This is a genomic window from Lysobacterales bacterium, assembly GCA_016721845.1.
In the GTDB taxonomy this organism is placed as follows: domain Bacteria; phylum Pseudomonadota; class Gammaproteobacteria; order Xanthomonadales; family Ahniellaceae; genus JADKHK01.
This window is the reverse complement of sequence record JADKHK010000008.1, coordinates 17,837-31,109: the sequence shown is the minus strand read 5'-3', so window position 1 is coordinate 31,109 and position 13,273 is coordinate 17,837. Positions and strand designations below refer to the sequence as shown.

The following is a 13,273-nucleotide window of genomic DNA, read 5'->3' as shown; positions in this document are numbered from 1 at the left end:
GTTACTGCGACCCTCCCGATCGGCATCAAGGACAACTGACGGATTCGAAGCCATCCTGAAGGAACACGGTATCGCCGGTCAGTGCGGGGTCGATGCGAATCGTGATGCTTGCAGGACTGCCCAGCGCCATGCCGACGGGCGACACGAGGTTGACGATGAAGGACTCGACCGGTTCGGAGATCACGTCCGCTGCAATCAGCAAGCTGATCACCCGATCGGAACGATCCTGATTCGCCCAGGACAAGGTACTCGAACTCAAGAGCGAAAAATCGGTGCCTGGCGTCGCCGTCACCCCGGCGAGGGACACGCCCACGCTGACGGCGGTATCGTCACCGCTCGTCCGCTTCACCGGAATCGACACCACCGTTCCTTCGCCCGCCGCGCGCACGCACGATGACTGAATCTCGGCTACGCCGGGCCTCGGCGTCACCGGAATGTCCCGGAAATCGGTGTCCGCTAGCTGCCCACCACTGCCTGAATTGCCTTGATCATCGATCTCGAACACGATACGCGCGGTCCCGGTGAAGGTCGGTGCGGGCACGAATTGCAGGCCCGCGAGCGCCGCATTGATGGTTGCACGACTGGCAATGACGACATCAGAAGTGATGCCACTGCCGAAACTCCAGCTCAGCGTGCCGACCTGAGCCGGCGTCAGTACGCCTGCGGCATCGACCAAACTGAGCTCCATCTCCATCAGTCCGATACCGACATCCGGATCAGACACACTGGCGGGAATCGCCAACGGCGTTTCCGATGGCGTGCTGAGGCCGACAGGAATGGCATTGACGGGATTGTTGTTCACCGCGCATGCGGCGGTACCAAGTTCTGCAGGTGTGCAGACATCAATCAGGATGAAATCGGTGTCGGATAGCTCACCGCCGGTACCGGAATTGCCGTTGTCATCGATTTCGAACACCAGTCGGGCTTGTCCGGCAAATCCGGCGGCAGGTCGAAAACTCAATCCGGCCAATGCCGCATTCACCGGCCCGAGCGCAGCCGTTGCCAGATCGGAAGTGACAGCGGTACCAAAGGTCCACGAGACCGTACCCACTTGTGCAGGCGTCAGCACGGCAGACGGATCCGCGACATTGATTTCCATATCCAATGTGCCCGCACCGACGTCTGGATCGGAGACCGACCATGGCACGGCAACAACGGTTTGGGGCTGGGTGTCGGGTGCTGGGGACAAACTCCCGTTTACCGGCCTGTTGTTCATTGCGCAGGCCGCGGCATTTCCCAACTCTGTCGCGGAACACACCTTGATCGCGAATTGCTTGGTGTTTGTCTTGGCGCCTCCGGTGCCGGTATGGCCCAGATCGTCGATCGTCATCAACATGACCGCGGTCCCGGCAAATCCGGCGCTGGGTCGAAATCTCATCCCGTCCAGCGCCGTGTTGATCTCCGCCAGGCTGGCGGTTGCGACATCACTGGTGACCAACAACCCGAAGTCCCACGTCACGCGCCCGACGTCGGCGGGCGCGAACACGCCCGCAGCATCGGAAATCTCGAACGACAATTCGACATCGGCGCTGCCGGCATCAGGGTCGGACACACTTGCCCCCACGTCGACCACCGTTCCCGGCGACGTGACCGGCAACGGCGAAGGCAAAATGACCACTGGCGCCTGGTTCACTTGCCACGCGGACGCGGCGGTACAAGCAAACATCAACAGTGCACCTGTCGCGATTCTCGACACGACCGTACTTACCGGCATCTTGCGCGCCAAGACTGAACATCGGCTTGCCCCCAATCGACGACGACAAGAATACACGTCGCGCATCACACGACTACCGACGGATGGGAGGGACGGACACCAGTGGCGTGCTCAACGAGTCCGCGTCGCCCGCCGCCTCAGCCACGCCGCGATGGCGAGCACGCCGAGGAAGGCGCCATACGCGTACAACGTCGCCAATACCTGCGCCCAGATCGGGTGATAGCCGCTGGTGTCGGTCTGCATGCCAAACCACATGCCCGCGGCGCTGAGCGCGACTGCAATGACCAGCGCGATGGAATCGATGCGATTCCGCGCCGCCGAGCGCGGCGAGGCCGTCGGCAGGAACCAGTAGACGCCACCAACGATGATGAACCAGGGCAGGAACAGGATCAGCGCGAGCACGCTCATGGCTGCGCCTGCTTCTTGGTTTGGGCTTCGGCCTCCAGTCGCACCAGCACATCGAGTGCCGTACTGGCATCGGCCGGATCGACCCCACCCGGCACATAGGCGACGGCTGCACCATCGAGCACGAGTTCGCCGTTCGCGATCGCGCCTTCGCCGCGCTTGATGCGCGCGATCGCGGCACCGGCCTCCTTGCCGTTCGCGAAGCCGATGCTCTGCGCCAGCACGCCGGCCGACTTCTCAGCCAGCTTGAAGTAGAACTGGCCGTCGCTGTCGCGGTACTGCTTCAGCTCGGGCTGCAACGCATCGCCGGATTGCTCGATCTTCGTGGCATCGGCGACGACCTTCGCGACCGAACGCAATCCCACCGCATCCCGCAGTGTCGCGATGAATGGCCGAGACTCTTCGCGCGCGCTCGGCGCCGCGCAGCAACAAGGCTTCGACATCCTGCGGATTCCCCATGTAGTGGCGATAGCGTTCGCGTGCCGGCGCAAGGTCGCGGTCGATCCGTTCGAACAGCGCCTGCTTGGCCTCGCCCCAGCCGATGCCGTCCTGGTAGGCCTTGCGCATGGCCGCGGTTTCCGCGGGCGTGGCGAAGGCCTGGTAGATCGAGAACACGTGCGAGGACTCCGGATCCTTCGGTTCACCGGGCGCCTGCGAATTGGTGACGATGCTCATGACGAGCTTGCGCATCGTCGCCGGGGCGTCCCAGAGCGGAATGGTGTTGTCGTAGCTCTTCGACATCTTGCGGCCGTCGAGCCCGGCCAGCGTCGCGGTGTTGTCGTCCACCTGCGCTTCCGGCAACGTGAAGTAGTCGCCGCCATAGATGTGGTTGAAGCGCTGGCCGAGATCGCGCGCGATCTCGATGTGCTGGACCTGGTCCTTGCCGACCGGCACCGCATGCGCGTTGAACATCAGGATGTCCGCGGCCATCAGCACCGGATACATGTACAGGCCGGCGCTGATGCCGGCATCGACATCGACACCCTCGGCCGCGTTCGCATCGACCGCGGCCTTGTAGGCGTGGGCGCGATTCAGCAGACCCTTGCCGGTGACGCAGGTGAGCAGCCAGGTCAGTTCCGGAATTTCCGGGATGTCGGACTGGCGATAGAACATCACCCGCTCAGGATCGAGCCCGAGCGCCAGCCAGGTCGCGGCGATTTCGAGCGTCGAACGCTGCACGCGCAATGGATCGCTGCAGGAAATCAGGGCGTGGTAGTCGGCCAGGAAGAAGTACGAATCGACCTGCGCATCGCGACTGGCCGCGATCGCCGGCTTGATCGCGCCGACGTAATTGCCGAGGTGCGGGGAACCGGTCGGCTTGATACCGGTGAGGACACGACGTTTGGACATGAGGATCAGATTCCGCTGAAGAGAAGATCGAGGCCGCGCGTCATCAGGTCGCGCGACGATTCCAGGTTGGCGACGCGCTTGCGCATCAGCCGCGAAGGAACCGCTGCGAGTTCCGGGAGGTAGACGACGAATTCGTGGTCGTCGAGGACTACCGACGGCATCAGTGTCGTTGCCGGCTTGCCTTCGACCACCTTCGCCATCCCGATCGGCGCGACGACGACGGTGTTCAAGCCGCTCAACAAGTCCGACTGCAGCACGACGAAATACGGAACGCGCTTGCGTGTGCGCGGGTCCTCGTTGTGGAACACGTCGAAGCGACGCATCAGAATGTCCTCAAGCCGTCGCTCCACAAGCCGTCACGTTCGATGTGGCGGTTGTAGGCCTCGATCGCCTCGCGGTTCTCCGCCAGCCATCGCTCGGCGCGCTTGCGCTTGACGATCTCGGCCAGGGCTTTGTTGAGTTCGGCCGACAGGTTCAGGTCCAGCGCCTTGGCTTCGGCCAGCAGATCGGCCTGGAGACTCAGATTGGTCGGCTTCTTGATGACGGCGTTCATGGCAGGCACCCGGTTCATGCGCATAGATTATGCGCATGGTCTGCCTGCCGCAAACAACGCGTCCGGCGTCACAGCGGCAACGCCCGAGCCCGCGTTACAGTCCGTCACGAAACCGGGTCATGGGGGAACGGTCATGCGCTGGCATTGGGGGATTCTGGGCGTGCTGGGGCTGCTGCTGGCGGGGCCGGTCGCAGCCGTGGACGCGTTGTTCGCCGCACCGGTGCCCACCGGCTCGGTAGCGGTCGATCTGCACGCGACCGAGGTCGTGACCGCGAACACGGCAGTCGTTGCGAGCTTCTGCGTACCGTTCCCGCGCGGCTCGATCACGGCGGCGCAACTGGCCAATCTGCGCGTGCTCGACAACGGCCTCGAGATTCCGGCCTATGTGCAGTCGTTGACGCCATGGCGACATCGCAGCGATGCCGGCATCGACGGGCAGTCGGTACGCGTCGCGCTGGTGCAGGTGGAAATCGCATTCGCGAACCCGAGCCTGCCGAAGCGCATCGTCGTCGAATGGGGCGGACCCGCCCGGACCCTGAACCGACCGACGCGGGCGTTGCGCGCGAGCACCTGGCATCTGGTCACCAGCGGCAGCTTCGCGCCTGCCGACAACGTGCTCGAACCCAATGTCTACGCGACCTTGCCGGCAGCCTGGCTGAGCCGCGGCGCATTGCGCACGAGTCAGGTCGTGCCGTTCGCTGCCGATGATCCGGCGACCCGCGACGACCCGGCCACAAACGATGCCATCGCGACCTGGCCCGGTTTCACCGAAGCCGACCATGCGCTGAAGAACGGTCTGTACACCGTCGTCAACGAGGACGACCCGCTGGTCACGGTCGCCAACCAGTGTCCTTACAAGACCGCCTTCGAGCCGTGGTTGTACGACCGCGCCGCGACCATGTTCACGCTGCACTTCCGCAGCGGCTTCCTGAAGCCGTTGCGCGAGGCAGTGCGCCACGCCGAGTTCTATCGCGCACGCGTCAACGGCAGCGGCTTCTTCAGCCTGAACGCGAGCGACAACAAGTATTCGTTCAACGAGTCGCTGGCCTACGCCTACTGGATGACCGGCGACGAGACTTTCTGTCCACGATCACGAATACCGCAAATGCCCACAACGGCAGCCCGCATGCGTGGACCGCTGCGCTCGGGTTCTGGACCGAGCGAATGGTCGCGTTCAAGTTGATGGCGCATGCGATCGATTACGAAGTCACCGGCAACACCACGCGCCGCGACAGCGTGAACGCCATCGTGACCGCATTGGCGGCACACCAGAACGGCGCGCTGGCGGGCATTCCGGCGAGCCATGTCGATGGCGGCTGGTATCACACCGGCGATCAGCACGGCGACTGGGATGGTGCCGCCTACGGCGCTTCGACGTGGATGACGGCGCTGCTGACCGATGCCTTGCGTCGCGCCTACGTGACCGCGGAAGATGTCGCGACGGCCGACATGATCCGGCGCAGCGGCGGCTTCCTGCGTAGCGCATTGCGCACCGAGGACAGCGACTACGGCGTGGTACTCGCGCCACGTTACGTGATCGAACACGACGGCACCGACTTCGCGATCGAAGCACCGATCCACGATGCCGAACACGCACTCGACGTGGTCGCGGCCATGGCTTGGGCCGACTATTTCGGCGCCTTGGTCGGACCGCGTGACGCGACGCTCGCCGGCACCGTCGACGCGCTTTACGACACCTACGACCTGGGCGTGAACTTCTGGATTCGCCCGACCGCGCCGTCGTCGGGGCTCACGGCGTTCCGCATCAGTCCGTGGCGCAAGTGGGGCTGGGAGCACCGCACCAGCGACGGTCTGGCCTGGGCCGTTGCGGCCGCTGCAGCTGAATCGCCGCTGTTTGGCAACGGCTTCGAGTAGAACCCGAACCCCGCTGGCCGCATCCCATCGTTGCACCCATCACCCACGACGGAGGCGACGATGAAAGCGATGTTCGGAATGATCCTGGCCCTGGCCACCCTCACCACGCAGGCCCATGTGCACAATCTGGTCGATCTGCAGGTCGTCGACCGCGACACCGGACGCGTCATCGAGGTGCATCACAAGGGCGGTCGCGCTTATGTCGCCGGCGAGCCCGGCCATCGCTACGCGGTGATGATGCAGAACCGCACCGGCGAACGCGTGATGGCCGTGCTCAGCGTCGACGGTGTCAACGCGGTGACCGGCGAGACCGCCGACCCGTACCAGGGCGGCTACGTGCTCGGACCGTACGAACGCGCCGAGATCAATGGCTGGCGCAAGTCGATGAACGACGTCGCGCAGTTCGTGTTCAGTGCGCCGGAATGGAGCTATGCCGCGCGCACCGGTCGACCGCAGAACGTCGGCGTGATCGGCATCGCGGTGTTCCGCGAACGCGCGCCGATCTACTTGCCGCCCCCGCCGCCGGTCTACCGTGAAGACGATTCGCGTCGCAAGAACGCACAGGCGCCGTCCGCCGCACGCGAAGCCGAAGCGATGGCACAACGCAGCCAGCCCGCGCCCGGCGACGGGGGCTGCGGCCGATGCCGCCGCACCATATGCCAAGCGCGAACGCAGCGCAGACTTCGCTTCCGAACTCGGCACCGCCCATGGCCAGCGCGAGTGGTCGCAGGTGAACACGACGCAGTTTGAGCGCCGCTCGTCGCGCCCGGATGAAGTCGTCGAATTGCAGTACGACACCTGGGAACACCTGGTCGACCGCGGCGTGATCCGCCAGCCGCGCTGGGGCCGCGAAGAACCGCGCGCCTTCGCCGGCGGCTTCGTGCCGGACCCGTAAACCCTCAATCAGGCTGGCGCGTGATCCGCCACGCGCCAGCCGCGCCGCAGACCAGGCCGGTCACGAGCAGGATGGCGACCGGCGTCGCCATTTCAGCGTAAGAGAATCCGCGCCAGGTGGCGCCTTCGATGCCGATCACCGCCCACTTCACCGGGCTCAGGTTCGACAGCTGCAGCATCCACGGCGGCATGACGAACAAGGGAATCATCGCGCCGCCGACCATTGCCAGCGGCATCATCACCGCCCAGGCCGCGCCACTCGCGGTCTGCACCGTGCGGCCAAGACTGGCGAGCAACATCATCAATCCGGTGAACGCGACCGCCGCCGCGACGAATGCGGCCAGCAACTTCGGCAGCGAATGCGGCACGACGCCGAACACCAGCGCGCCGACCGTACTCATCAGCAGCAGCGACACGCTCATCACGGCAAAGCAGGACAACGCCTTGCCGAGCAGAATCGAACCTACCGAGAGCGGCGCGCTGCGCAGGCGGCTCCAGGTCCCCTGCATGCGCTCGAGCACCAGCGAGGTCACGAAACTCATCAGCGCGCCGAGCAAGGCCCAGAACATGCCTTGCGTGAAACTGATCGCGAAACCGTTGCTCGGACCGCGTTTCGCCACCGAGATGTCGCGCGCGCTGACGGTGAGCGGCGTGAAGCCCGGGCCGCCGCCGCCGCGCCCTGTGCCGCCGGTGCCGGCAGCTTGCGGCGTCGCCATCATCGCGTCGAGCGCATCGTAGAAATCGCTGAACTGCTGGCGCGAGCCGGATCGCCAGCGTATCCAGATCGGCGCGCGAGGCATCGAGCCACTGCCGGCGCGCGGCAGGGTCGCTGATGCTGGCGAACATCGCCTCGCCGCCGAGTTTCATCAGCATGCCTTCGATCATCGCGCGCTCGGCCTTGCGGCTCGGGTCCAGCCACAATTCGACCTGCGGTGGATCGCCACTGAAGGCACGCGCGCTGCGCTCGCCGAATCCGACCGGCAACACGATCGCGGCGCTGCGCTTGCCCTGGCGCACCCATTGCTCGGCGGTCGCGGCATCGACGCGCTCGACGTCGAGCGTGTCGAGTTTCAGCACCGATTGCGCGAAGCGCTCGGCACCTGCCTGCGTATCCTGGACGACCAGCGCAACCTTGGGCCGGCTGCTGCCACCATCACCGCCGAACACCATCCCGAAGAAGATCGCGACCAGCAGCGGCCAGCCGATGGTGAAGAACAGCGCGCCGCGATTGCGCAGCAACAGTCGGATGTCCTTCGCGGCGAGAGCAAGCAGGGCCGTCATCTCAATCCCTCAGGCTGCGGCCGGTGAGGTGCAGGAAGACCTGCTCCAGACGCGGTCGTTCAACATGGAAGCCGTCGATCGGCCCGCTCGCGGCGAGCCGATTCAGCTCGGCCAGCGTATCCGTTGTCTCGATGCGCTCGCTGCGACCGCCGCGCTCGACCACGAGCACCGGCGCACCGCCATGCGTGCGCAGCAGGCCGGGCACGCTGTCGACGGCGAGCACGCGCCCGCGATCGACAATGGCGACGCGGTCACAAAGGCGTTCGACCTCTTCCATGTAATGCGTGGTGTAGACGATGGTGCGGCCGGCGGCCTTCAAGGCCAGCACGTTCTCGAACAGTGCATTGCGCGACTGCGGATCGACGCCGGCCGTGGGCTCGTCGAGCAGGATCAGTTCCGGTTCGTGCACGATCGCGGCAGCCAGATTCAATCGCCGTTGCATGCCGCCGGAATAAGCGCCAGCGCGATCGTTCTGGCGGTCGGCCAGTTGCACGAAATCGAGCGCGGCGTTGACGCGCCGCGCGAGGTGGGCGCCGTGCAAACCGAACATGCGCGCGAAGAACGCGATGTTCTCGCGACCACTGAGGTTCTCGTACAAGGCCAACGACTGCGGCGCGAGTCCGACGCGTGCCCGCAGGACCGGATCGCGCGGACTGCCGCCGAGCACCGAGACCGTGCCGGCATCGGGTACATGCAGACCGGTGAGCAAGGCCATGGTCGTCGACTTGCCGGCGCCGTTCGGACCGAGCAGTCCGAACATCTCGCCGGGACGCACATCGAGCGACAGCCCGTCGAGCGCGACCGTGGAACCGAATTGCTTGCGAACGGAATCGATGCGGATCATGCCCGCGAGCATCATTGCTCGCGCGGCTTCGCGCAAATGACGCCTGTCAGCCGAGCGCGATGAAGCGCTTCATGCGCGCATCAAGGTCGATTTGCCGAACAGGCTCTCGACCAGATCGACGGCGAGCTTGGCGGTGCGGTTGTGGTCGTCGAAGGCCGGATTGAGCTCGACGATGTCGAGCGAGGCCATTCGTCCGGTATCGGCGATCATTTCCATGACCAATTGCGCTTCGCGATAGTTGGGGCCGCCCGGCACCGTGGTACCGACGCCGGGTGCGATCTCCGGATCGAGGAAATCGACATCGAAGCTGACATGCAGATGCGTGTTCGCATCGATGTCGGACAAGGCCTCTTCCATCGCGCGCTTGATGCCGATCTCGTCGATGTAGCGCATGTCATAGATGTCGAGACCCTGCTCTTGCACCAGCTTTTTCTCGCCGGCATCGACGCTGCGGATGCCGATCTGGCGGATCTGGTCCGGACGCAAGGCCGGCGCGTCGCCGCCGAGGTGGGTCAACTCGCGCGGACCGATGCCGCACAGGCAGGCCACCGGCATGCCGTGGACATTGCCGCTCGGCGTGATGTCAGAGGTATTGAAGTCTGCATGCGCGTCCAGCCACAGCACCAGCAGCTTCTTGCCCTGTTCGCGACAGTAGCGTGCGACCGCAGTGATCGAGCCGAGACCAAGGCAATGGTCGCCGCCCAGCAGGATCGGCAGGCGCCCGTCGACCAGGGCTGCATGCACGGCGTGATAGACGCTGCGGTTCCACTGCACGACTTCGGGCAGGTGCCGATAACCGTTCACCGGCGGCTGCCACGGATTGGTCGGCCCGATCAGATTGCCACGATCCTCGACTTCCAGCCCGCGCTCGCGCAAGGCCTCGGTGATGTGCGCAACGCGCAAAGCCTCGGGCCCCATCGACGCACCGCGATGTCCGGCACCGATGTCGGTCGGCGCACCGATCAGGGTCACGATGGGCATGGTCGCAGCTCGCGCAGGTGGGGCGCGGAGGATAGCCGGGCGTCCGTGACGAGGCGAGCGCCGTCGGCAAATTGTCCGAATCGCGCCCTCGCGCCAACAGTCATCGCGGTTAGGGTTTCCGTCATTGCCCGGAGTTCGTCATGCCCAGGATCTGGAAGTTCGTCGGCGCATTGATGATGTCGGGCATCGCCATGGCCGAAACGCATTTTCGCGTTGCCATCGACGGCGAGCCGCTCGTGGCGGCCGATCTCTATCTGTACACCGGTCCGGATCAACGCGCCTGGATTGCGACCGTGGCAGACGGCGCCACTGACATTCCGGAGGATGTCGTCGCGGCCACGCTGCTGGACACGAAAGGGAGCTGGCAATGGGTCATCGTGACCCCGGACGATCTCGTCTACGCCAGCGCGTCGCAAGCGACGCTACCGCACGACTGGCGGGCTGCACTCGCCGGCATGGGCAATGCCGCCCAGGCGGATGCCTTCGTCAACCTGCCGGCACCCATTGAACTGGAAGTCACCGTCGTGCGCTCCGATGGGCACCCCGCCGCCCATGCTTACGGGTCGATCGGGCGGGTGTTCGATCACGTCGGTCCCTGCGGACAGGCGCAGGCGTTGTCGCCGATGCGGCTCGGAATGAGCGCCAGCCCGGATGGCCGAATCGGATGGCGACTGGCGCCGGGGCGCTACTCGTTGCTGGTCGGGGACGAGCACCACGCCATCGAACTGATGGATGACGATGATCCGCAACGCACCCGATCGCTGCGAATCGAACTGAGCGAGCAGCGGCCATTTCGCTTGCGCGCGCAAACTGCCGATGGTCGCGCAGCGGCTGGCGTGATGTTGGCCCGCTACGTTGGCGAGTGCCTGTTGCGCAACTTCGGCAGTACCGATGCCGATGGCCGCGTATCGACCACCGTCCGCGCAACCGACGTTGCCGATTTGGTGCTCGGCGGATGGAATGACGATGGCCAACCGCTGAGAATCCCGCTCGGCGACATCGCGATTGCGGCATGGAAGAGCGGTGACGAACTCACGGCGACATGGCAAGGCAGGACGATCGATGCCGCCGACCTGCCGACCCCGACCGTGTCGGTCGATGCCGCATTGCCGAACCTGCTCGCCATCCGCTTTGAGCCGTCGGTCTGCAAGGCCGGCGGCGAGCGCGGCCGATGTCGATTCGAGTTCTGTCGTGCCGACGCAGCGGGCACATGCCTGGCCATTGCTCGGCCCGGATGAAGAGGGTCGGCACTGGGCGCACGTCGACGCTGGCTCGCGTCTGCAGTGGAAAGACTCGCGCCGTTGCCACCAACGACCTGAAGCGTTGGCGCGCTTCACCGTGGACCGCACCGGTTTCGCTGCAGATGCCGGCCCTGCCTGACCAGCCGCCGGAAGCGCCGGACCAATGCCGGGTCCACGCGATATCGCCCTATGCCCTGTCCATTCATTGGGGCGACCGATCAGACAACGAATACGGCTTCGAACTGACGACCTGCCTGGCCGACTCGGCTGCAGGCTGCCGGCGCATGATCCTGACGGATCGCAATACCGAGCGCTTCGAGCTTCACGGCCTCCCGGCCGACACGGCACTGACGCTGCAGTTGCGCGCGTTCAATCCTGCAGGCGCTTCGGCCCCATGCACGATGACGGCATCGACACCACGGGACGCCGATCTCGACGCTGCCCGCAAGGTCTGGGATGAGCGCTACGGTCGAATCTCGGACGACCCGCAAGCGGACGTCGCCGATGTCGAATCGCTGAGCATGGATTGGGAGTCCGGATACTTCGGACGGTTCGACGCACGCTGCACCAGTCGCCGTGAACTGCTCAGCTCGGTCTATCCGCGTTTCATCCTTCAGGGACAACGATGGATCGAGGATCTGGCCGTCGATGTCTACGAGATCGATGACACCGACAGCGGCTGTCCACGCAGCGGCTGCGGCCTGCATGCATTCGGCAGTACCGCCGATCAGCCGGCGTGCTACCGCTGGCTGGGTCAAGTCTTGCGTGCAGCGCCGCCCACAGCCACTCCGCCGCGACCGGCCATCACCATCGACCTGCGCGACGCCAGCGAACGTCTGCGCTGGTTTCGCAGCGACAGTGGTGTCGAAGTGGACCGACTGGAACTCTGCGCGAACGATGGCGAACGCGCGACCGGCGACATCGCGCCGCCGTATCAAATCGACCGCTACGGTCGCATGCAGACCTGCCAGTTGCGTCCCTGGCGTTGGCCAGAGGAATCCACGCCCTGAGCGACTCCGGTCAAGCCTGCAATGCATCGACCACGGCGCTGACGGCCGCTTCGATCGGCGCGATTTGCGTCAGCGTCAGCGCTTCGCCGCCACGCGCGTGGGCTTGCAGCAGGCGGTCGGCGACGCGCGCGACGTCGGCCAGCGCATCGAACCCGTAGGCGCCCGCGGAGCCGGCCAGCTTGTGCACCAGCAAGTACAGCGCGGCAATGGAGTCGATCGCGGCTGGCGTTTGGCGCCAACGCACGAGCGCCGCCTGCAACTCGTCGCGCTTGTCCGGAAAACTGGCGCGATAACGGGCATGCAGCGCAGCAACGGGATCGGACATCGGGTACTCGCAGGACGCGAAGAAGACATGCCGGCGAAGGGAGTCGAACCCCCGACCTACCGCTTACAAGGCGGTTGCTCTACCAACTGAGCTACGCCGGCACCGTGAACGGGGCGCGAGTCTAGCGCAACTGGCCGCAGGGCAGGTCGCGCGCCGACAGCTCCAGGCGGTCCGGCACGCGGTCGCGCCAGTCGAATTGCTGGGTCGGCGACACCGCGTAATCCAGCCAGTATTCGGGCGTGTCCTCGGTGCGTTCATTGAGCTGCACGTCGAGGCCCAGCGCCTTGACTTCGTCGCGGCGACGCGCGGCATTGTCGCCATCACGGAACAAACCCAGCGAGATGGTGTTTTCCTGATCGCCGGCGGTCACGACGTAGTAATCACGCACACCCTTCGAGGACAACTCGCGCGCAGCCGACAGCGCTGCATCGCGCGATGCGAACGCCGGCAAATACACCCACCAGCCGCGCGAACGCAACGCGCGCGACTCGCGGAACTGGATGCGCTCGGTCAGCGGCGTCAGCACCGACATCGCCCGGCGCAGGTCGGACTGGGTCGGAAACGGACCGAGCGTCGTGCACCGCAGATCGCGATCGGCGCCGATCGGCTCCGGCGCGCGCGCCAGTTCGGCGGCATCCGCCAGCGCACCGTCGCGCTCGTTCAACAGCGTCAGTTGCGTCACGCCCGCATCGGCCGGCGGCAACTGCGCCACCGCCACCGGTGGCGCAAGCACCAGCCAGACCCCGAAACCGAGGTTGGCAGCCAGCAGCAGCAGGAACAGGACACGCGCGAACATCGCA

The 13,273-nt window shown here is 65.5% G+C and carries 14 protein-coding genes, 1 tRNA gene and 2 pseudogenes; 6 read left to right on the top strand and 11 right to left on the bottom strand.

What is annotated here, in order from left to right; genetic code table 11:
• Positions 1 to 25 precede the first annotated feature (25 nt).
• From IPP28_05665 to IPP28_05645, 5 genes and pseudogenes are all read right to left on the bottom strand, one after another.
• A complete protein-coding gene (locus IPP28_05665) occupies positions 26 to 1,726 on the bottom strand; it encodes a hypothetical protein (GenBank protein MBL0040531.1) in 1,701 nt (566 codons plus the stop codon).
• Positions 1,727 to 1,825: 99 nt separating this feature from the next.
• Complete coding sequence (locus tag IPP28_05660; protein ID MBL0040530.1) at positions 1,826 to 2,122, bottom strand: hypothetical protein; 297 nt, start codon at positions 2,120 to 2,122, stop codon at positions 1,826 to 1,828.
• Positions 2,119 to 3,469, bottom strand: a pseudogene (locus tag IPP28_05655) (tryptophan--tRNA ligase). Before IPP28_05655 ends, IPP28_05660 begins: the two are co-directional and overlap by 4 nt.
• 5 nt (positions 3,470 to 3,474) lie before the next feature.
• On the bottom strand, positions 3,475 to 3,792 hold the full coding sequence (locus IPP28_05650; protein ID MBL0040529.1) for a CcdB family protein: 318 nt from the start codon (positions 3,790 to 3,792) through the stop codon (positions 3,475 to 3,477).
• Positions 3,792 to 4,022 (bottom strand): type II toxin-antitoxin system CcdA family antitoxin, encoded by a 231-nt coding sequence (locus IPP28_05645; GenBank protein MBL0040528.1) that lies wholly within the window; start codon positions 4,020 to 4,022, stop codon positions 3,792 to 3,794. Before IPP28_05645 ends, IPP28_05650 begins: the two co-directional genes overlap by 1 nt.
• Before the next feature lie 133 nt (positions 4,023 to 4,155).
• Here IPP28_05645 and IPP28_05640 point away from each other — a divergent pair, with 133 nt between their 5' ends.
• The 3 genes and pseudogenes from IPP28_05640 (at position 4,156) to IPP28_05630 (ending at position 6,792) form a co-directional block, all read left to right on the top strand.
• Positions 4,156 to 5,205: a hypothetical protein gene (locus IPP28_05640; protein ID MBL0040527.1), complete on the top strand. Its 1,050-nt coding sequence runs from the start codon at positions 4,156 to 4,158 to the stop codon at positions 5,203 to 5,205.
• Complete coding sequence (locus IPP28_05635) at positions 5,187 to 5,897, top strand: hypothetical protein (GenBank protein ID MBL0040526.1); 711 nt, start codon at positions 5,187 to 5,189, stop codon at positions 5,895 to 5,897. The genes IPP28_05640 and IPP28_05635 overlap by 19 nt, the downstream gene beginning before the upstream one ends.
• A 60-nt stretch (positions 5,898 to 5,957) precedes the next feature.
• A pseudogene (locus tag IPP28_05630) lies at positions 5,958 to 6,792 on the top strand (hypothetical protein).
• Positions 6,793 to 6,796: 4 nt separating this feature from the next.
• Here the strand turns inward: IPP28_05630 and IPP28_05625 are convergent.
• A complete protein-coding gene (locus IPP28_05625) occupies positions 6,797 to 7,591 on the bottom strand; it encodes an ABC transporter permease (GenBank protein ID MBL0040525.1) in 795 nt (264 codons plus the stop codon).
• A gap of 220 nt (positions 7,592 to 7,811) precedes the next feature.
• On the opposite strand from IPP28_05625, the gene IPP28_05620 reads away from it, so the two are divergent.
• Entirely contained in the window at positions 7,812 to 8,099 is a 288-nt protein-coding gene (locus IPP28_05620; GenBank protein MBL0040524.1) for a hypothetical protein, read from the top strand.
• Here the strand turns inward: IPP28_05620 and IPP28_05615 are convergent.
• Both IPP28_05615 and rocF read right to left on the bottom strand, forming a co-directional pair.
• The gene (locus IPP28_05615; GenBank protein ID MBL0040523.1) at positions 8,074 to 8,916 is read right to left on the bottom strand and encodes an ABC transporter ATP-binding protein; all 843 of its coding nucleotides are present in this window, start codon (positions 8,914 to 8,916) and stop codon (positions 8,074 to 8,076) included. The two genes, IPP28_05620 and IPP28_05615, sit on opposite strands and share 26 nt — an antisense overlap.
• Before the next feature lie 69 nt (positions 8,917 to 8,985).
• Entirely contained in the window at positions 8,986 to 9,897 is a 912-nt protein-coding gene (gene rocF, locus IPP28_05610) for an arginase (GenBank protein ID MBL0040522.1), read from the bottom strand.
• A gap of 140 nt (positions 9,898 to 10,037) precedes the next feature.
• Here rocF and IPP28_05605 point away from each other — a divergent pair, with 140 nt between their 5' ends.
• Both IPP28_05605 and IPP28_05600 read left to right on the top strand, forming a co-directional pair.
• On the top strand, positions 10,038 to 11,135 hold the full coding sequence (locus tag IPP28_05605; protein MBL0040521.1) for a hypothetical protein: 1,098 nt from the start codon (positions 10,038 to 10,040) through the stop codon (positions 11,133 to 11,135).
• A 125-nt stretch (positions 11,136 to 11,260) separates the two neighbouring features.
• Positions 11,261 to 12,148: a fibronectin type III domain-containing protein gene (locus IPP28_05600; GenBank protein ID MBL0040520.1), complete on the top strand. Its 888-nt coding sequence runs from the start codon at positions 11,261 to 11,263 to the stop codon at positions 12,146 to 12,148.
• Between the two features lie 10 nt (positions 12,149 to 12,158).
• Here IPP28_05600 and IPP28_05595 read toward each other — a convergent pair whose 3' ends face one another.
• The 3 genes from IPP28_05595 to IPP28_05585 form a co-directional block, all read right to left on the bottom strand.
• Entirely contained in the window at positions 12,159 to 12,473 is a 315-nt protein-coding gene (locus IPP28_05595; GenBank protein ID MBL0040519.1) for an Hpt domain-containing protein, read from the bottom strand.
• 28 nt (positions 12,474 to 12,501) lie between these two features.
• Positions 12,502 to 12,574 (bottom strand) — tRNA-Thr (locus tag IPP28_05590).
• Between the two features lie 20 nt (positions 12,575 to 12,594).
• Entirely contained in the window at positions 12,595 to 13,269 is a 675-nt protein-coding gene (locus tag IPP28_05585) for an SPOR domain-containing protein (protein ID MBL0040518.1), read from the bottom strand.
• Positions 13,270 to 13,273 lie beyond the last annotated feature (4 nt).